We start from the raw sequence: 18,226 nt of genomic DNA on the forward strand, positions 1-18,226 counted from the left end.
GTGAATGTTTTTTACACGGTAAAGAATAAAGACCCCATCAGCGGCTATCTAATATTGAAATTGAAACACACCGATAACGCAGTCGATTTTCACACCCGGTTCACTGAGGCTGATTGTCAACCTCAGTATCCTAAATACTCTCCATTAAATGGCACTATGCATCTTGCCATCGCTCGCCATACGCCATGGAATAATCCGGTGCTTTAGGTTCGTCAATCATAGTGCCACTTACTACTAGAGGACCAACTACTGTTTTATAAGGTACAAAACCTGCCCAAACGGGGATTGACAGATCTTGTTCATCATCGGCAACGTCATTCTCACTGACTTTGACAGAAGCTTCGGTTAACGGTATCGCCAATAACATAGTCGCATCTAATTCTTTATCACTACTCAAGCGAATCTCTTCACATCGACCAGGGGCGATTTGCTCAATAAAGTGATTCAATAGCCTATCTTTCTCATCTCGTTCTTCAATCGCGGTAAACTGACCAAACACCACCGCAGAACGATAATGCGCACTGTGATGAAAGGCAGAACGTGCCAATACCCACCCGTCGAACAAAGTAAAGGTTAAACAGGTTGAATGACCTTTTTTGAGATTACACATCAAACGGCTGTTATTTGCCCCGTGAATATAGACATGGTCGCCTACTCGCCAAGCCAACATCGGGATCACCACTGGCCCCGACTCTTCACTGATGGCAATGTGTGCAATCAACGACTCATCAATAATACTGTGCAGCAGTCCTAATTGAGTGCGTGCTTTATGTGCGCCTTTTTTTATCGTACTTCGAGAGGTAGCAGATAACATAAACTTCCCTATTCACATTTGTGTGGTTAACTAACATTGCTTTATCACTACTATATTGACAAACTGGTTAGAATTTTAGGGCCAGTTTTAAGCAATTTGTGGATCCAGTTTATGTCTCGAGTTTCACCTCATATTGATATTGGCGACCTCTGTTTACCAGAGAGTGACGCCACTTTACAAGCGCGCTTATTTCATGCGGTTCGCGATAAGATCGTGCACGGGTTATGGCCATTAGCCGGAAAACTCCCCTCAACGCGAAAACTGGCTTTAGAGCTGAATCTTAGCCGCAACACCGTTATTGCCACCTACGAACAATTGCTGTGTGAAGGGTACATAGAGAGCCAACGAGGCAGTGGATTTTACGTGTCACTCGAACTGCCAGAACATTATTTGAATCCTAACAACACCGCCGAAACTCCTGCATCTCATCGCGAGCTGAAGCAAGATATTAATCGATCGTTTGCGCCTGGCATTCCAGATCTCGCCCAATTCCCATTGAAAAAATGGCAACGTTATCTACAACGTCACAGCTCTCGCACGCACATTTTAGGTAATAGTGATTTACAAGGCGTACTTGAATTGCGCAGTGCTTTATCAAGTTATTTAGCCTCTAGCCGTTCAGTAGTCTGCCGGCCAGAACAGATCATTATAACTTCTGGCGCGCAGCAGGGGCTTGCCATTGCTGCACTAGCCATTCTCCAACGAGACGAAAAAATTTTGCTTGAGCAGCCCGGCTATGTCCAAGCCGATAAAGTGATGAGTTTGGTTGATGCACAGAAATGCTATGTTAATGTCTCCCCGTTTAAAGGCGTGAATATTGAGCAAATCATTACAAGCGAAGCCAAGGCGCTTTACATCACCCCCAGCAATCAATATCCGATGGGCACCACGATCAACAGTGAACAACGATTAAAACTGATTGATTGGGCAAGCCAAAGAAAGCGTTGGATTATCGAGGATGACTACGATAGCGAGTTTCAGTTTGCTCACCGGCCACACACCAGCTTGCAAGGGCTCGCAGCACAAATTGGTCTAGATAATTGTGTTATCTACATTGGCTCATTCAGCAAAGTAATGTTCAATGGTTTACGGTTAGGTTATATGGTGGTACCCGATTCTTTAGTTGAACAGTGCCTCGTAATGAAAGACGCATTAAGCGGTGATTCACCTGTCCATACTCAGTACGCTCTCGCCGATTTCATTGCTGAAGGAGAATTGCTGCGCCACATTCGGAAAATGCGTCGGTTATATAAAGCCAAACACCAAGCAATGCTAAGTGCTATCACGCTGTATTTTGGTCACCATGTTGAAGTCATCAGCCAAGCGGCCGGGCTGCATATTACATTACGTTGGCAAGGGAAGATCGATGAAGAGACCTTACGTCAACGCGCGCTGAACATTAACCTCATTCTTCGTACATTGAGCTACTATCAACCACACGCTAAATCAGGCCGTGACTGGCATGGAGTGGTGCTTGGCTTTGGTAACACCCCGCTCGAGCAAATTCCCGTCTTAGTCGAACAATTGGCCAATGAATTCTTTAAAAATAATTAGCATTTATCGGCGACGGTTTTTTGCTTTATCAAGTGGATTTACTAGACTTATTAAATAGTTCTCGTGATGACGCATGGATAGTGCGTGACGGTTACGTGAACTAGACACAAAGCTATTAATGTAAAATGTACAGTTTTTTCACAGAAACCTTTCGAACTTCTTCGTTTAAGCACTGCGACAACTTTACCTTACAAAACCATCTAATAGCTTTTGTTAACCGCTAATGTTTAGCAATCTAATACGATATTTGAGGTATGTATGTCTGGTAAAATGACAGGTTCTGTAAAATGGTTTAATGAAACTAAAGGCTTTGGTTTCATCTCACAAGATGATGGTGGCGCAGATGTCTTCGTTCACTTCCGCGAAATTGTTTCAGATGGTTTTAAAACGCTGACGGAGGGACAGAAAGTGTCTTTCAACGTCGAGCAAGGTCCTAAAGGCCCTCAAGCGACTCAAGTCACTCCGATCTAATAGGTTGTCCGAATCATCATGGTGGCGTGATACTTCATCACGCCACTCGTCCAAATTCAAACGGTTATTCTCTCTTATCTAATAGCAAACGGATCTCTCTAAGCGTTTGCTCTGCATCTTGGTAATCAACCGCCACCTCTTTCACTACGCCCTGGTGTTGAAAAAACAAGGAAGGGAAGCTGCATCCCCCTATCGAACGAGCCAAAGCAATTTCACTATGGAGCAGCTGATTAAGCGCCTTTGATGCAAATAATTGTCGAAACTGAAAGACATCAAGCTGCAACTCTTCTGCGAGTTGAATTAATACCGCATTGTCACTTGGGTTAAGCGCACGAAGATAATAGCCTTGTTGAATAGCGGTGATCATCGCCTTTTCTGCCCCTAAATGGCGAGCAGCCAAGACGGCACGACAAGCGGGATAAGTTGAGCGTCGAGGCGTATTATCACGCCAAAAATCATAGTTGAACTGGGTGCCTAAATAGCGCTCAATTTTCTTCCAATAGGAAGCAATTTGCTGCTGCATTTCCATCGGCATTACTTGGTCGTTATCTTCCGCCAATCCTCCAACTAAATAGACGACCTCAAGTCGATGAGCTTCATTGTGGATCAATGCTTGTTCGATTCGGTTCCATGTAGGTTTATAACCCCAACACCATGCACACATTGGATCGTGCACATAATATAGCTTGCTTTGCTCCATTCCCTGATCCCTTCGCGCTTGCTACTTCTATTCACTAAAAAGATGCTTCTCGTGAGTAAAATAGAAAATCCCCTCACCACGAGCAATATGCATTTGTCCGGCATTGATTCCCATTTGATATCCGTCTTCAAGTACCGCTTGGTTCATGGTTAAACGTTTAACTGAAAACTCTTCGGGTGGGGCAATGACACGAATGGTCGCATCATCAGGTGGAGAATGAATAAATTCTAATGATTGATTGTAATTTTCCGCACGTACAAGCATAGACTCTGCAATACGTGGGTACTGAGCAAGTAATCGCTTCATCAACCATGCTGCGCGCATCGGCTTCATGTGATAGCTGAGTGGGTGTGATAATACGACCGTAATATCTCGCGCACCACGTCGGTATGCCTCTTTAACCGGAATAGAGTCAGCCACTCCACCATCGGTGTAGCAGCCGCCAGAGAAGCAAGGAGGTGTGCGATAGGCAATTGGCAATGCTGTGGTAGCTTCAATAACAGTTTCAAGATTTGACGGTGTTAATTGAAAGTAGTCCGCATGCCCGGTCTCAATATTAGTTGCCGCTGCAATCATCGGTGTTTTGAATAATGTCTCATTATCCAAAGGAAAGCGACGATTGGATTCTTTAATTAACCATTTAACATCGACTAAATCGCCACCTCGGGCGAAACGAGCACGATTAAAGAAATGTTTATTTGTGGCAAGCTTAGTTATCACATGATGACTTCTACCTGGCGCATGAGAAAGGTAACCCAATAAATTTGACGCGCCTGCAGAAACACCGATCGCAAAATCATAAGGTTTATAATTCTGCGCCATAAATGAATCTAAAACACCACAGGCGAAAATGCCACGCATTGCTCCGCCTTCCACTACCAAAGCTGTTTTGCTCATCTGTTTTCTCAATTATTTCATTCTAGCAATAGCTTACTTAATGGCGTGCTACTGCTCTAATTGTTTATTGGTATCAGTTTAATGTGTCAAACCTATCAATAAGATTAGCATAAGCAAAATGAAGGATAAAAAATACCCGCACTAAGCGGGTATTATGTTTTCAATAAATGAGCGGTTTAGCAGATTTGCCCCGCACCAATCGCCACATCGTGCGGGTTATCGATCGTCGCTTGTGCAACTAATCTCAAACCTTCAGCAATCACGTCCAACGACATGGTCGCTTGATTTCCTAGCGTATCTTGCTCTGGCAATAGTGGAATATGCACAAAACCATGACCAATATCTTTGTCACGTAGGTAGTGCTGAACACCGTAGAACAAGTGGTTACACACAAACGTGCCTGCCGTGTTAGAGACTTGGCAAGGAATACCATTCTCTTGTAGCGTACGGGTAATCGCTTTGATTGGCAGAGTGGTAAAGTAAGCGTCAGGACCATCCGCAACAACTGGCTCATCGATCGGTTGATTGCCACCGTTGTCAGGAATACGGAAGTCATCGACGTTGATCGCAACACGCTCCGGCGTAATCGCTGCGCGACCACCAGCTTGACCTACAGTGATTACGTAATCAGGTTGATACTTTTCAATCGCAGCAATCACGGTATCAACTGCTTCATAGCGTGTCACTGGCACATCACAAATGACAATTTCACCACCGTTTAAGGTTGCGTTTTGCAGTTTTTTTACTGCTTCTAATGCAGGGTTAATCGCTGCGCCACCAAAAGGTTCAAAACCGGTAATCAGTACTTTTTTCATAAATGCTCTCAAAAAGCGAAGGTGTACATAACAAAGATGTTAAAAGCCAAGATCGCCAAACCAGGGACAATCTGAATAAGGATAACGTGGTGTTTGTTTTTTAACTCTAACAAGGCTGCAGGCACGATGTTGAAGTTTGCTGCCATTGGAGTCATCAAGGTACCGCAGTAGCCTGATAACATACCAAGCACACCAATGATCGCCGCATTACCACCATTTTCAAGAATTAGCAGTGGGATACCAATACCAGTCGTAATCACAGCAAATGCCGCAAATGCATTACCCATAACAACAGTAAACAGCATCATACCCACACAGTAAGCAATCACTTTCACCAATAGCATGTTTTCAGGGATCATCATCTTAACCAAGCCCGCGACGGTTTCACCAACACCAGCTTGATTGAATAGATAACCTAACGCGGCCAAAAATTGCGATAAAATTGCCGCCCAACCAATCGAATCAATTAGACGTCGCCCTTCGTTGAGGCTGTGCATTGGGCGGCTTTTCGTCACAATAAGGGCAACGATAATCGCCGCAATAGAGCTCACGCCCAAGCCAACTAAAGCACCCAAAGAGGTCAGTTGGCTAATTGCGACTGTCCCAACTGGCACCACAATCGCAGGGTAAAACAGTCTGTTTTTCAGTACAGAAGCACTGTCTCGACGTTCTTCATCCGAGGTTGTACCGTAATTACCAATGCCCATGAAGCCGCCCGCAGCCAATGCAGTAAGCATCAATACCATCACACCCGTAATCCAATGGGGGATCATCGCACCAAAAATAAAAGTAACGCCATAAATCAACCAAAATAGACCGCTGCCGACACGTTTTGGATTTTTCTTATCTAAAAAACTTTGTAGTGAGAATGCCAACAGCAAAAGACCGGTGGCTTGATATACATACTCAAGCATGCTTAATGCCCTTCTTTTTCTAGTTGAGATTCCGTCGAGATCTGCACCTCGTTCGTGGTGGTGTTTTTATTCATACGAGCACTAATAAACTTGGTATAAATAGCAAACACTACAAAAGACATAATGGCAGTTGGGACGGCCCAAAGTGCCATCGTTTCGAGTTTAACATCCAGTTGGTTGTCACTCATCACGCCTTTGATTAATAGCAAACTGCCCGTACCAATAAAGAGGTTTTGGCTAAAGAAGTTACCAAAGTTCTCACTCGCGGCAGATAGAGCACGAATCGTCTGACGTTTTTCATCACTGAATTCTGGTGTCGATTTTTCAGCCGCCGCTTCTGACATTGGCGCAATAAGAGGACGAATCATTGAAGGGTGACCACCAATGTTTAAACCCATACCGTTAGTAATCTTACGTAATGCTAGGTAAGTCATTAATATTTTACCTACCGAGGCTTTTTTCATCGAACCAATCAGCGCTTCTGCACGTTGACGCAGACCGTAACGCTCAAGCACGCCAATCATTGGTAAAACCAAGATAAATAGCGACATATAACGGTTCTGTGTAAAAGACTGACCCAAAGTCGATAAAATGTCTTTCACCGCAAGATCGGCAACTAAACCAGTCGTCACACCAGCAACCAAAATAACCAATAGCGTATTTTGTTTTAACGCCAACCCCACGGTTATTATTACAATGCCAATCAATGGCCATAAATCGATCATAATTCTCTTTCTTCCTGTCATAATTATTTTGACAACAGAAAACACACATCCCAAGCGACGTTTTGATTCAGGAATCTGAGTTGTACCACTCATTTCAGATAGGAAAATATTCGCGCCTTGTAAGCACTTATTTCCAAGCCTTTGACACTAGAATCCAACAGCAAGAGCGCTCCGTTGACGCTCGAGTATATGCAGCAAAAAAGACGTGCTTCAATCGATATTTATTGTGATATCCATTACGATTTTTTCTTACAAACAGCAACAGATCAGAGCTCTTATTATAAATGTCGATATAACGAACAAAATACACATTCACCAGAGTGTTATTGCTTAATATTCAATCGCTGTCGTGTTCAAAATCAGCAAAACATTGATAATCGATGTTCACCAGACAAAATTTTAAGGCTTTTATTTATCCCAATAATCGCAAAATCATCATCTTTTAACTCATTGAGAGCATGACGATTTAAATTTTGGGGCAACGAAGGTAAATAAGATGCTTAGAGAACAATCAAACTAGGCAGGCATTCCGTAGGTAAGGATTTTTAACGAATAGATAAAAAGAATAAAGGGCGATAATTCGCCCTTTAGGTAGTTAACCGATTTTTCGTTCAATCGATTCTTCTAATAATCGATCAATGTTGTGTACCACCCCTTCACTTGCTATTTCCATGCTTTGAAGGTGTTGCATCATAGACGTTAGGTTATCGCTTTGACCACAAAGCAAAGCATCTCGGCCAGAATTGTGCACCGCTTCATGAGGAGAGTTAATCGCATTAAAGCTTGGTAATTGACTGAAATACTCAGCACCAGCGCCTTCAAAATACCATTTACCCAGTCGGCATTCTTTATGGCTGTTAACCGCATAGCCATATTCGCGCTTACTGACTAACTGATAAACATTGTTCTTCCACACCACATGGTCCAACTTAACCGTGTTTAAGAAAGCGCGTGATGATGCGGATCGAATGATCTCTTGCATGTGCTTAGATTTGCCTAATACATCATTGACCACACTACTGATTTGTTCGGTTGAACTGGACACATCAATCGCACAATCTTGGCTAACTTGAATCGATTCTTTAATCGATTCAACCTGGGAAAGTATCTGTTTTACAAGGTTTTCGATCTGGCCACTAGCATCCTGCGCCTTGCTGGCCAGTTTACGCACTTCATCGGCAACCACAGCAAAACCTCTGCCCGCTTCCCCTGCTCGCGCCGCTTCGATCGCCGCATTGAGTGCCAATAAATTAGTTTGCTCAGAAATGTCTTTAATCGAGCCGACTAATTTGCCGATTGAAAGGGCTGTTTCATCCAAAATTACAGATGAAGATTGACTTGTCTGCGTTTGTTGATTGATACGTTCAGTACGCTGAATCAAGCGTTCAAGTGCTTGGTTGGTTTGACTAAACATTTCACTCATTACACTGAGCGTTTGATTTTCACTAACCAAAATCTCTGCACTTTCGGCCATGCTATTGCGTATTACATCCAGTAGCTCTCCTCCTGAAAGCACATTGGACATGATATTGGCATCTAAATCTTGGGTATTATTGGTTTCCTTGAGCAAGCAATTGGTTTGATCTAGCTGAGCGGTTAAATCTTCTACTTCTTCTTTATACTGTTTCTTTAACTGTTCGATTTCTTGTCTCAGCTGGTGATTTTCTTGTTTTAATTTTTTGTAGAACCACACTTAAATGTAACTCCTTATTTTTAATAGACAGTAGGCTGTCACCAATAAGTTACAATTTGTATTGATTTATATCAAAAAATGATCAGCAAGTTTTCTCGCCTAGCGAGAATATCATTTCGACATAGTATAAATCTGAGTGGTCAGTGATATTTTACACATCACATTGGTGTCTTTACTCTAACAGTAAGTAACTCTCTCATTAAATAAAGTTATCCTACATCCATTTTATTTATCAAAAGAGCGGGCAGTAAATTAGCCTCACGCGATTGCTATTTTATGGCAACAAAAAAGCCCAGACACTGTCTGAGCTTTTGCATACTACTGTCTATTTACACATTCTAATTTACAACGCCGTCGAATCACACTTCTCAAGTTCAGTGTTAATACGATCGATAAACTTGCCTGTTTCAGCATATTTGGTAAAAACCATATATTCGTCACCGATATAGAACTCTAAAGCATTGCCCTTGATGTTTAGCGGTAAATCACTATTTAATGACGCATCTAACAGCACGCCATAAAGTACTGTCGATGGTGTCATATTGAGTAGGTTATCTTTTATCTGTGGGTTTAGCGCATTCTCGTAGGCTAATTGAAGCGCTGCGGAATCCACGCCTTTTTCGACATACAATACTCGTAAGCCATCTTTCTCTTTTAACACCATCGATGGTGTGCCAAATTGCTGAGTAATCGCATCCAGTGTTTTACGTTTATCACCCTGTTTTAAAGGCTCCAATCCAGAAAAGTTCATCACTGACTGGTCTTTATATAGACGAAAACCAATCCGTTGAATGCCATCTTTATCTGCAGAGTCAGCTTTATTATAAGAAACTAAACCAAAGGTAGGAAAAGGGTTTTCACTTTGAGGAAAAGCCGAAAAATCCGCTAGAGAAGTAATCCGAGTCGCCGGTTCTGAACACGTCACAATGCTTTGAGACTGAAAGTACCCCGCAGGCCCGACGTAACCATCATCATAGCCACGTTCAAAAACAAATCCGGCTTGAGTTAACTCGCCGGCTTTTGTCGCTTGAGAAAAATCCGCAATTTTAAAGCTTAGATTGTTAATCGTTGCGGATTGCAGGTCACTCCCCATTAAATCAATCTCACCACTCGGCATTTGTGTCGCATAAATTTGGCTTGACGCGAGTCCCGCCATCAAACCCATAATCAGCGTTACTTTTTTCATCACTTAATTCCTTTACTTGTTATGCGGAACACTAACAAGATAGTAAGTAAGTCAGATAATTACTATATAGCATATGCTCAAACTAACTTTGTGTAATGAAAGCTATTGATTTAAAAGAAATTCTGATTTAGTCAAACAGACCTAAGAAAACCGATCATTCATTTCTAACTGAGCAATAGTAGAAATGCCCCTATCTTTAAACGACCACTGCCAACAAATTTACAAAGCATCGACAATTCTAAGATTGCTCGACACCTCAATATCGCTATTTCCTTTATTATGTCTGTCCTCGTTAAAAAGTGCCTGTCCTTGATAAAGGTTGAAAAGTGTTCGTCATTCTTGATAACTCCGTAAACTCTATAGCGTGTGTCCTTAGTAAAAGGTTAAAAATAGGACTTAATTTTTTCTCGCAACCACATGTTGGCGGGGCTTCGTCTCTCGCGATTATGGGCTAATAAGCGGTATTTGACGGGCTTAAGAGTAAACGGGCAATCCAACACTTGGATGCCTAACTTATCAGCAAATGCAGTTGCGATACTTTCCGTCACAATCGCAATGCAATCACTCGTCGAAACCATCGTCATCAACGACACCAGAGAGGTGCATTCCGCAGCGACTTGTCGCTCGCTTAAGCTCTCCTCAGTGAAATAATCCGCCATATAAGTATCTTCGCGGCGTAATTTCAACGTGATGTGCTTTTCGGCATAGAACTGTTCGCGAGTTATTGCACTTTCGACTCTAGGGTGCCCTTTTCTCGCAATAACAAGTACTCGATCTTCAAACAGCTCTTCAATAAAAAAAGAACCTGTCGAGTAGTTAGACAATTCAATCGCAAGGTCAGCCTGATATTGATTGAGGGCCTGAATCAGCGCTTCTTCATTAGAATGTGTTGGCAGCAATTCAATGGTGACATTACCTAAGCTGTCATCAGCTTCTAGCTTCGGCAGCAGCATTAGCATCACCGGTTCTGAGGTATAAAGCACAAACTTACGTGGATTCTGGGTTGAAAAGCCCTCTAACCCTTCCAGCGCATTACTAATTTGAACCAATGCAGGCTCAACATGGCGCATTAACTCTTGTGCATGCTGTGTCGGTGCGATCCCTCTACCGGAGCGAACAAATAACTGACTGCCCACCTGCTGCTGCAAACGCTTGAGTAAGCCGCTCACTCCCGGTTGAGTTAACCCCATCTCTTCCGCCGCCAAAGTAATCGATTGATGGCGATAGACCACCACAAAGACTTTGAGCAAATTTAGATCGATGTTCGTCAGCATCCTTCCTCCAAACATAACATCTCATGATGTGTTAAATACAGTTTCATGGATGTATTGCGATGTGTCAATCCGCTAAATTACATCCATACCCGATACGCATCCCAAAGAGGTTCCCTATGAAAACTCGTTTTACTCCATCCGTTCTTTCTCTGGCAGTCATTGTCTCATTTGGTGCAACCGCCAACGACTATGCCTCTATTGATACTTACGAGGGAAAACCCGCTTCTAAGTTCACGGAAAATGCCAATACCGCCACCGCGAAAATACTTCCTTGGGATGACACCTCTGCGTTTGAACGCACAAGCCGTGGACTGATTGCTGAATTTGGTACACATGAAGCCGGCGAGCTAAAAAACCGTTTTGAATACATGGCTGATATGTCTGTTAACGATTTACCAGCAACCGTTAACCCATCAATTTGGCGTCAAGGCATGTTGAATTACGCCGCTGGAGGCTTATACCAAGTGACTGATGGCGTCTATCAAATTCGTGGCGCAGACTTATCCAACATGACCATCTACCGCACTGATAACGGCTATGTGATTCACGATCCACTACTGTCTCGTGAAGCAGCAGCGGCTTCTTGGGAATTTGCCAAACAGCACCTACCTGCAATCAATGGCGAGCATAAAATTACTGGCATGATCTACTCACACATGCATGCTGACCATTTTGGTGGCTCTCGTGGCGTATATGAATCTGGCGATTTCGCAAAAGATGCCGAAATCTATGCGCCAAAAGACTTTATTAAAGAGCTAGCAGACGAAAATGTGATTGCAGGCTCCGCAATGGGACGCCGCGCAAACTACCAGTACGGGACAACATTGGATAACAACACGAAAGGCATCGTGGATAACGCGCTTGGCCTTGGCACATCACGAGGTGAAGTAACACTAGTGGCACCAACAAAAGAGATTCAAGAACGTGAAAAAGTGATCACCATTGATGGACTCGATTTCCACGCGATCAACATGCCCGGAGCAGAAGCGCCTGCTGAAATCATACTCTACGTACCACAATATCGCTCACTCAATACCGCTGAACTGACTTACGACGGGATGCACAATATTTATACTTTCCGTGGTGCTAAAGTTCGTGATGCGCTGGTTTGGACAAAATACCTGACTGAGCTAAAAATGCGCTTTGTCGATTCAGGTTTAGTCGACAATATTCACGCCGCGCACTCAGCGCCGGTATGGGATAAGGCCAATACTAACGTCAACGAAATTTCTGAGTACATGGCACTACAGCGTGATAACTATGGCTTTATTCACAACCAATCCATGCGCCTTGCCAATCACGGTGTCACCATCCACGATGTGGGCCGCCAAATCGAAGAGATCGTTCCGCAATCTCAAATCGACACATGGCATACGAACGGTTATCACGGCTCCTATAGCCACAACGCTCGTGCGGTCGTAAACCTCTACCTCGGTTATCATGATATGAATCCGGTAAACACAAACCCGTTGCAAACAAAAGATCAGTCATGTGTGTATGTCAATGCGGCAGGCGCAGACGTAATGTACAAAGCCGGTATGACGCATTTCAATGCAGGGGAATATCAGCAAGCATCGCAACTGTTTAACGACCTAGTGCAATGTCTGCCGAATAATATTGATTACCGTTTTGCGCTCGCAGACAGTTTTGAGCAGCAAGGTTACCAATCTGAAACCATGGCGTGGCGCAATAGTTACTTGCAAGGTGCTGTTGAATTGCGTACTGGTGAAATCCAAGAGTCTATCAAGATTGCCTCACCAGATGTCATTGCCAACACGCCAACGGGAATGTTCTTAGACTTTATTGCCGTTAGCCTGAACGCACCAAAAGCAGAAGCGGCGGATCTCAACTTCAACTTTGGTGTTTACCACCCCGATCTAGAAGAGCGTTACTACGGTGAAGTGTCTAATGCCAACATGGCAAATATTGAGGTCGATAAGCTGCCAAACGTTGACTTTGAACTGATCATCAACAAAGGTGACTTCACTAAAGTGGTACTCGGTGAAACAACACTAGAAGCACTCTTTAAATCAGGTCAAGCAGGTGTGAAAGGCGATACAGCACTACTAGCACAACTTGCTGGCACCTTAGATAAATTTGATGGCATGTTTGAAGTTCTGCCAATGCCCAACAGGTCAACAAGTAAGTAAACGACACTTGATAACAACCTGCCCATAGTGGGTGTAGGTTAAGATTCACTAACCTTATCTAAAAAGCCTTGCCACATAGCGGCAAGGCTTGTTTTTATATTCAACGACTAGCAAAAAGCAAAACCGTTTCTAGCAAATAACGGCGAAGAGCGCTTCTTGGTTAGGTCATCACGCTTTATGACATGCTGTCGCTAAAATAGCGATTGTGCTGCACCCAATGAGCACAAACCCTAGATGCTGCACAGTACCGGCAAGTGCTAAGCCGCCACCAATCATCAGGTAGTAAATCAACCCAAACAAAGCGCCGGCACTGCCCGCTTGCTGTTTGTATTTCACTAACGCAACACTGAGTACATTTGGGATCGCAATGCCAAACGAAATCACCACAAACACCATCGGGATAATAAACCAAATTGACCCTAAGGTAAGATAGACACCCACCGCACCGATAGTTAGCAAAGAAGCAGATACCCACAACAGAAAGCTCTGAGAGATTTTTTCCGACAGCAACGTCTTATTCAAATAGCTTCCAAGCAACGTACCAATACCTAATGCAATGCCGCTGTAGCCAAATTGTTGGGAGCCAAAACCAAGGTCGACAAAAATAAAGGCGCCAAGTTGGTAATAGGAAAATATCGCAATGTTGTACAAAGCCACCAACAAAGCAGATAGCCATATCTGGTTATCTTTTAGCATCTTAACGCTCAAGCCCACCAATTGTATTGGTCGTTTTTCTCGCTGAGTTTCAGGAAGCTTCAGTAAGTTATAAACCAATAACACCACAGCCATAACAAAAAGGGCTAAAAACACATAGTGGTGGCCACCAGCCGCAGTCAGTTGGCCGCCTAATAGCATGCCGATTAAAGGGCTCATCGAAAGCCCCATTCCCATTAGGCTAAATACTTTTCCTAACTCTTTACCACTAAACGCATCACGCAGCATCGTTTGTGTAACGACAGAACCCACCGAGATACCAAATGCACTCAGTGCTCTTGCGAACATTAAGATAGAAAAGTGGCTGGTTTGCATAGCAACTAAAGTGGCGCAGCCATAAATAGATAGACCCATAATCATCGTCGGCCGTCTGCCCAACTTATCTGCCAACAGCCCCCAAACCACAACCCCGATAGCAAAAGCCAAAAAGTAAATGGATAACGTTTGAGCAGCTTGAGAATCGCTGACCGAGAATGATTGAGCAATGGAGCTTAATGCTGGGCTATAGATGGTCTCAACCACTTGTGGAAACATCAGCATGACGACCATCAGCCATAAAGAAGGTTTGGTATTCATCTCGAATCCTCACTATGAATTAACTTGGCGCACAGTATAAATGGGGCTAAGCTTTACCCATTAACAACATAAAAACCAAAAACATCAAAATTCGGACATATGGCAATTATTGATCAGCAAATCCAATTCGACCCTGATAAATTAAATACCAGCGTGGTTGGAATAGCCGCCGAGATAGGTCAGCATGATTCAGGCATGCATCAGCATAAGAAAGGCCAATTACTTTTTGCTCCTCAAGGATGCATGAGCTTTGCTCTAGATAACGCCATCTGTATTTTACCGCCCACAAAAGCGGTGTGGATTCCTCCTTCAACCCAACATCGCGCAATGATGACAAATGTCGTTGCCTACCGCTCCCTGTACTTTGATTGCAGTGTTTTTAATTGCCCAAAAGACATAATAACCATTGACGTAAACGCGCTACTAAAGGCACTGATTGATAAAATGGCGCTATGGCAATGGGATAAACCAGAAGATGAAATGTGCAACACCACCGCTCTTTTTTGGGAAGAGTTTTATGCCGCGACGCGTCATTCTTTCCAGCTCCCCCTCCCCTCAAATCGGCGATTTAAACCATTTCGGGAGCAACTCATGCAAGATTGTTTTTTAGTGCCTGATCTAACATCCGTTGCCAATTCAGTAGGAGCTAGCACCAAAACTGTCACTCGGCTATTCAAAGCCGAAACCGGAATGTCCTATCAAGACTGGAGACATCAATGGCGTCTATTAAAAGCGATAGAGTTACTGTCGAGAGAAATGCAAGTGAGTAATGTCGCCCATTGGCTAGGGTTCTCTTCTGACAGTGCATTTATCGCTTTCTTTAAGAAGCAAACGGGGCTTACCCCATTAAACTTTATGAAAAATAATGCGGTTACATTAAATATACTGAGCAAATAGGCTTTTGTTAGTTAGAAAGCAGACAATAAAAAGGACCGAACATTTTCATGCTCGGTCCTTTTTGTGCCAGCCAAATAGCATTATGCTGATTGATGGCATCGTTACGTGTTATGTATTAAGCGCCAATGCTAACGCTCATCAACAATGCATTAGTTAGCAGCGGTCGTTGGTAGAACACGTTTTAAAATGTCAGCCAGTGTCACTACACCAACCATTTTTCCGTCTTTACTTACGACAGCTAACTGCACACTCGCTTTACGCATACGCGCTAGAGCTTCATAAATTGGCGTTTTTGAATCAAGCACATACGCATTACGAGCCACTTCTCGTGCTGGCTTTTCCGCCGGCTCTAAAAGCGTATCACGCACGTGAACCACTAACGGTTTTAGACCTGACTTGCCACAGACTAGAATACGTAAGTGGCCCGATGCCATCGCCGCAGCACGCACTTCAGCAACCGTTGCATTCTTATCAACATGCGCCATCACCTGGCCTTCTGTTACTAAGGTTTCAACAGGTATTGAGCTTAGATCAATCAAGCCAGACAGTTGCTTTTGAATATTTGGTTTCAGCGTACCCACTTTGCCTGAGTGCTCTACCAATTGGCGAATTGTATCGACATCTTGCCCACCAACTGCCGCGCTTTCTACTGGCTCAACACCAGACGCTTTCACCAAACGGTTAGCAATGCTATTGATCCAATTTAACAATGGACGTAGTGGCCAAACGTAGGCTCTTGCCACAATACCGATGGCTAATGCTGACTTTTCTGGGTGTGCGATAGACCATGATTTTGGCGCCATCTCACCGACAACTAGGTGTAAGAATGTCACCACAAATAGTGCGAAACCAAACGCGGCGGCATCTGCGGCCCAATATGGTAAACCCATTGCTAGAAATACCGGACCAACCCATTGATCAACGGCGGGTTTGGTCACTGCACCCAATGCAAATGTACAGAAGGTGATACCCAATTGAGCACCCGCCAACATCAGCGTTAGATCATTCATACCGCGTAATGCTGCACGCGCTGAAGCGCTTTCAACGGCGATTTCTTCTAAACGGTGACGACGAGCACCCATCAAAGCAAATTCGATGATAACGAAAAAGCCACTCAATATAATCAGAGCGGTCGTCACTAGGGTGACAATCAAAGGATCGGTCATGCGTCATCCTCCACGATTGGTTGCTCTACCAGTTTTACACGAACCTCAGTTGGTACATGTCGCTCAATACGTAGCACATCCACCTCTAGATGGCGTGCAATCGGCTCACCAGAAGCCAGCTCTGAAGGATCAATTGGCAGCTCAATAGTGACGGTATCACCTTCCGCAGGCAATGCACCGCGTGCCGCAATCAACATACCCGCAATAGTCTCTACATCGCCGCGTGGTAAGTCATAACCAATCGCACGTTCAACTTCATCGATATGGACATCGCCTTCCATTAACCACACGTTACCACTTTCAGACACAACTGCATCACCATTATCTTCATCATGCTCATCGGTGATTTCACCCACGATCTCCATCGCCAGATCTTCGATCGTCAACACGCCCGCAAAGCCGCCGTATTCATCGATGACACATGCCAACTGATTTGTTGACGTTACTAGGTGCTCTAGTGCATCGGGCAATCGCATCAAGGTTGGGAGTACCGTTGCTGGTCGCATCACCTCAGCAACCGTGTCATCCGCATTACCCGAGTCGATTCGCGCCAGTACATCCGATAGATGAACCACACCTACCGGTGCATCATCGTCATTGATCACTGGGTAACGAGTGTGTGCTTGCGCCATCAATGACAGCAGTTCAGTCAATGTGGTTTCAGGTTCAACCCAATCCACTTGCGAACGAGGCACCATTGCATGTTCCACATCGCGCTCAGGGAAGTCGAGGATACGATCCATCATCAGTGACAATTCCACAGGCAGATCTCCGCTTTCGCGTGAGTTAGCGATGATATGATGTAAATCTTCTTCCGATGCACTGACATCAAGGTCATGCACAGGTTCGATACGAACCGCTCGCAGCAGTAAGTTAGCCGATTTGTCGAAGAAGCTAATGATCCAGCCAAACGCAGACATGTAAATCAAAGTCGAACGAGACATCATGCGTGACATCGGCTCTGCGTTAGCAATCGCAAGGTTCTTAGGGTAAAGCTCACCCATGATCATCTGCACAACCATCGCAACACCAAGGGTAACGACAGTACCAATCGCAATCCCTGACTCAAGCGATAATCCAAAACCTTGCAATAACACACCCATCGATTGACCGACGAGTGGCTCGGCAACAAAACCTAATACTAGGCCTGTGACTGTGATACCAAGCTGCGCGCCAGACAACATAAAGCTGGTTCGTTTGGTTACCGCGAGAGCGCGTTTTGCGGCTTCATCACCCGTTGCGGCTAAGGTCGCAAGTCTGGCTCTATCCACCGCCATATAAGCGAATTCTTGCGCAACAAAATAACCGTTTAGCGCAATAATGACCAAGATGAAGAAAATACCGAATAGAAGGGAAAGAAGGGGCTCAATCATTGCTGCGTCCTCCCTTGATAGTTAATACCAGTAAGGGGTGACACAATCGACTAGAGTTGGGGTCCACAAATTAATCCTAAGTAATAATAAGAAGCACAGTATATTCCCGCTGGCGTTAATTCGTCTAGTTAATAGTTACATAATACCCTGATAACAAAATTCGACAGAGTGAACCACTGGAAAAACCATCAGCTTAGGAAATACAACGCACTAAGAACAATTAGAGCGCCCCGACGAGCGCCCACCATTTACTGCGTTACCGCCTGTTACAATATAGAATGAGTGTAGACCGCATTTTTAATCTCGC

16 protein-coding genes are annotated in these 18,226 nt (G+C 44.1%); 4 read left to right on the top strand and 12 right to left on the bottom strand.

Annotated elements, in window-relative coordinates; translation table 11 throughout:
• Positions 1-154 precede the first annotated feature (154 nt).
• Positions 155-814 (bottom strand): pyridoxamine 5'-phosphate oxidase family protein, encoded by a 660-nt coding sequence (locus tag RH86_RS13090; protein WP_009386646.1) that lies wholly within the window; start codon positions 812-814, stop codon positions 155-157.
• 111 nt (positions 815-925) lie between these two features.
• On the opposite strand from RH86_RS13090, the gene RH86_RS13095 reads away from it, so the two are divergent.
• On the top strand, positions 926-2,368 hold the full coding sequence (locus tag RH86_RS13095) for a PLP-dependent aminotransferase family protein (RefSeq protein ID WP_009386647.1): 1,443 nt from the start codon (positions 926-928) through the stop codon (positions 2,366-2,368).
• Between the two features lie 258 nt (positions 2,369-2,626).
• Positions 2,627-2,839: a cold-shock protein gene (locus RH86_RS13100; protein ID WP_005598240.1), complete on the top strand. Its 213-nt coding sequence runs from the start codon at positions 2,627-2,629 to the stop codon at positions 2,837-2,839.
• A 64-nt stretch (positions 2,840-2,903) separates the two neighbouring features.
• Here RH86_RS13100 and RH86_RS13105 read toward each other — a convergent pair whose 3' ends face one another.
• From RH86_RS13105 to RH86_RS13140, 8 genes are all read right to left on the bottom strand, one after another.
• Positions 2,904-3,539 carry a DsbA family protein gene (locus RH86_RS13105; RefSeq protein ID WP_009386648.1) on the bottom strand — a complete coding sequence of 212 codons (636 nt, stop codon included), beginning with the start codon at positions 3,537-3,539 and terminating at the stop codon, positions 2,904-2,906.
• Positions 3,540-3,566: 27 nt separating this feature from the next.
• Positions 3,567-4,436 (bottom strand): patatin family protein, encoded by an 870-nt coding sequence (locus RH86_RS13110; RefSeq protein ID WP_009386649.1) that lies wholly within the window; start codon positions 4,434-4,436, stop codon positions 3,567-3,569.
• A 176-nt stretch (positions 4,437-4,612) separates the two neighbouring features.
• Positions 4,613-5,251, bottom strand: coding sequence for a pyroglutamyl-peptidase I (gene pcp, locus RH86_RS13115; RefSeq protein ID WP_009386650.1), 639 nt, complete (start codon positions 5,249-5,251; stop codon positions 4,613-4,615).
• Between the two features lie 8 nt (positions 5,252-5,259).
• Complete coding sequence (locus RH86_RS13120; RefSeq protein WP_009386651.1) at positions 5,260-6,165, bottom strand: DUF979 domain-containing protein; 906 nt, start codon at positions 6,163-6,165, stop codon at positions 5,260-5,262.
• Between the two features lie 2 nt (positions 6,166-6,167).
• Complete coding sequence (locus RH86_RS13125; protein WP_009386652.1) at positions 6,168-6,890, bottom strand: DUF969 domain-containing protein; 723 nt, start codon at positions 6,888-6,890, stop codon at positions 6,168-6,170.
• Positions 6,891-7,485: 595 nt separating this feature from the next.
• Entirely contained in the window at positions 7,486-8,583 is a 1,098-nt protein-coding gene (locus tag RH86_RS13130; RefSeq protein ID WP_009386653.1) for a methyl-accepting chemotaxis protein, read from the bottom strand.
• A gap of 343 nt (positions 8,584-8,926) precedes the next feature.
• Entirely contained in the window at positions 8,927-9,769 is an 843-nt protein-coding gene (locus tag RH86_RS13135) for a hypothetical protein (RefSeq protein ID WP_009386654.1), read from the bottom strand.
• 383 nt (positions 9,770-10,152) lie between these two features.
• Positions 10,153-11,043, bottom strand: a complete 891-nt coding sequence (locus RH86_RS13140; RefSeq protein WP_005595309.1) for a LysR family transcriptional regulator — start codon at positions 11,041-11,043, stop codon at positions 10,153-10,155.
• Between the two features lie 116 nt (positions 11,044-11,159).
• On the opposite strand from RH86_RS13140, the gene RH86_RS13145 reads away from it, so the two are divergent.
• Positions 11,160-13,193 (top strand): alkyl/aryl-sulfatase, encoded by a 2,034-nt coding sequence (locus tag RH86_RS13145; RefSeq protein WP_009386655.1) that lies wholly within the window; start codon positions 11,160-11,162, stop codon positions 13,191-13,193.
• A 168-nt stretch (positions 13,194-13,361) separates the two neighbouring features.
• On the opposite strand, the gene RH86_RS13150 is transcribed toward RH86_RS13145, so the two are convergent.
• Positions 13,362-14,483, bottom strand: a complete 1,122-nt coding sequence (locus RH86_RS13150; RefSeq protein ID WP_009386656.1) for a multidrug effflux MFS transporter — start codon at positions 14,481-14,483, stop codon at positions 13,362-13,364.
• 99 nt (positions 14,484-14,582) lie between these two features.
• Here RH86_RS13150 and RH86_RS13155 point away from each other — a divergent pair, with 99 nt between their 5' ends.
• Positions 14,583-15,380, top strand: coding sequence for an AraC family transcriptional regulator (locus RH86_RS13155; RefSeq protein WP_009386657.1), 798 nt, complete (start codon positions 14,583-14,585; stop codon positions 15,378-15,380).
• Between the two features lie 149 nt (positions 15,381-15,529).
• Here the strand turns inward: RH86_RS13155 and RH86_RS13160 are convergent, their stop codons facing one another.
• Together RH86_RS13160 and RH86_RS13165 are read right to left on the bottom strand one after the other, a co-directional pair.
• Entirely contained in the window at positions 15,530-16,546 is a 1,017-nt protein-coding gene (locus RH86_RS13160; RefSeq protein WP_005595306.1) for a CNNM domain-containing protein, read from the bottom strand.
• Positions 16,543-17,919 (bottom strand): hemolysin family protein, encoded by a 1,377-nt coding sequence (locus tag RH86_RS13165; RefSeq protein WP_009386658.1) that lies wholly within the window; start codon positions 17,917-17,919, stop codon positions 16,543-16,545. The genes RH86_RS13160 and RH86_RS13165 overlap by 4 nt, the downstream gene beginning before the upstream one ends.
• Between the last annotated feature and the right edge of the window lie 307 nt (positions 17,920-18,226).

The organism is Vibrio sp. N418 (genome assembly GCF_000222565.1).
Lineage (GTDB): Bacteria > Pseudomonadota > Gammaproteobacteria > Enterobacterales > Vibrionaceae > Vibrio > Vibrio scophthalmi.

Excerpts from the sequence above, each read along its gene's own strand:
- RH86_RS13090 (WP_009386646.1), bottom strand. The coding sequence starts at position 814 with ATGTTATCTGCTACCTCTCGAAGTACGATAAAAAAAGGCGCACATAAA.
- RH86_RS13095 (WP_009386647.1), top strand. The coding sequence starts at position 926 with ATGTCTCGAGTTTCACCTCATATTGATATTGGCGACCTCTGTTTACCA.
- RH86_RS13100 (WP_005598240.1), top strand. The coding sequence starts at position 2,627 with ATGTCTGGTAAAATGACAGGTTCTGTAAAATGGTTTAATGAAACTAAA.
- RH86_RS13105 (WP_009386648.1), bottom strand. The coding sequence starts at position 3,539 with ATGGAGCAAAGCAAGCTATATTATGTGCACGATCCAATGTGTGCATGG.
- RH86_RS13110 (WP_009386649.1), bottom strand. The coding sequence starts at position 4,436 with ATGAGCAAAACAGCTTTGGTAGTGGAAGGCGGAGCAATGCGTGGCATT.
- pcp (WP_009386650.1), bottom strand. The coding sequence starts at position 5,251 with ATGAAAAAAGTACTGATTACCGGTTTTGAACCTTTTGGTGGCGCAGCG.
- RH86_RS13120 (WP_009386651.1), bottom strand. The coding sequence starts at position 6,165 with ATGCTTGAGTATGTATATCAAGCCACCGGTCTTTTGCTGTTGGCATTC.
- RH86_RS13125 (WP_009386652.1), bottom strand. The coding sequence starts at position 6,890 with ATGATCGATTTATGGCCATTGATTGGCATTGTAATAATAACCGTGGGG.
- RH86_RS13135 (WP_009386654.1), bottom strand. The coding sequence starts at position 9,769 with ATGAAAAAAGTAACGCTGATTATGGGTTTGATGGCGGGACTCGCGTCA.
- RH86_RS13140 (WP_005595309.1), bottom strand. The coding sequence starts at position 11,043 with ATGCTGACGAACATCGATCTAAATTTGCTCAAAGTCTTTGTGGTGGTC.
- RH86_RS13145 (WP_009386655.1), top strand. The coding sequence starts at position 11,160 with ATGAAAACTCGTTTTACTCCATCCGTTCTTTCTCTGGCAGTCATTGTC.
- RH86_RS13150 (WP_009386656.1), bottom strand. The coding sequence starts at position 14,483 with ATGAATACCAAACCTTCTTTATGGCTGATGGTCGTCATGCTGATGTTT.
- RH86_RS13155 (WP_009386657.1), top strand. The coding sequence starts at position 14,583 with ATGGCAATTATTGATCAGCAAATCCAATTCGACCCTGATAAATTAAAT.
- RH86_RS13160 (WP_005595306.1), bottom strand. The coding sequence starts at position 16,546 with ATGACCGATCCTTTGATTGTCACCCTAGTGACGACCGCTCTGATTATA.
- RH86_RS13165 (WP_009386658.1), bottom strand. The coding sequence starts at position 17,919 with ATGATTGAGCCCCTTCTTTCCCTTCTATTCGGTATTTTCTTCATCTTG.